This is a genomic window from Vibrio sp. 1580, assembly GCF_033340055.1.
Genome location: NZ_JAWOVT010000530.1, coordinates 1 through 573, shown reverse-complemented (window position 1 = coordinate 573; position 573 = coordinate 1). Strand labels below are relative to the sequence as shown.

At 47.1% G+C, this 573-nt stretch carries 1 protein-coding gene; it reads right to left on the bottom strand.

Translation table 11 applies throughout. The features are described from left to right. Nucleotides 1-89 precede the first annotated feature (89 nt). The coding region (locus tag R7093_RS26995; RefSeq protein WP_318147246.1) for a nitroreductase family protein at nucleotides 90-573 on the bottom strand (484 nt) is incomplete at its 5' end.

Here is a 573-nt window from a genome sequence, read left to right as displayed (position 1 = left end):
CGATACTCAACTCAAATTACACTCAAAACAAACAAGCCGCACATCAATGTGCGGCTTGTTCATTCAACAATGATGATTTCAATCAGCTTTTATAGCGTGGTGATCACATCATCCAATGCCATACGCGCTTTAGGTAGACCGTGATTGTAGTCTTCACCATCTTTGTGGTAACCGATCGCGAGCGCAACTTCACAAACGTGGCCTTCCAACTCGTCTTTAAATTCTTCGCCAATCAGCTCAGGATCAACGCCTTCCATTGGAGTGGAGTCAATACCAAGGCGCGCTAATGTGTGCAGTAGGTTACCCAGTGCGATGTAAACTTGCGCCTTAGTCCAATGACCGTTGAAGCCATTTTCATCGGTGTTCGCTTCGGCAAATGCGTATGCGCCCATAAAGGTGTTGTACATATCTGCTGGTAGGTGACCTGAAGTGACTTCGGCATCCACGCGTTTTGCAAACTTCTCTTTTGTGAACTTAGGATCGTAAGCAAGAAGGATCGTGTGCGACGCCGTGGTTGCGTGGGGTTGGTTAAATTGGTGTTTGTTCGCGAACGTGCTGTGGAAGCGTTGTTTT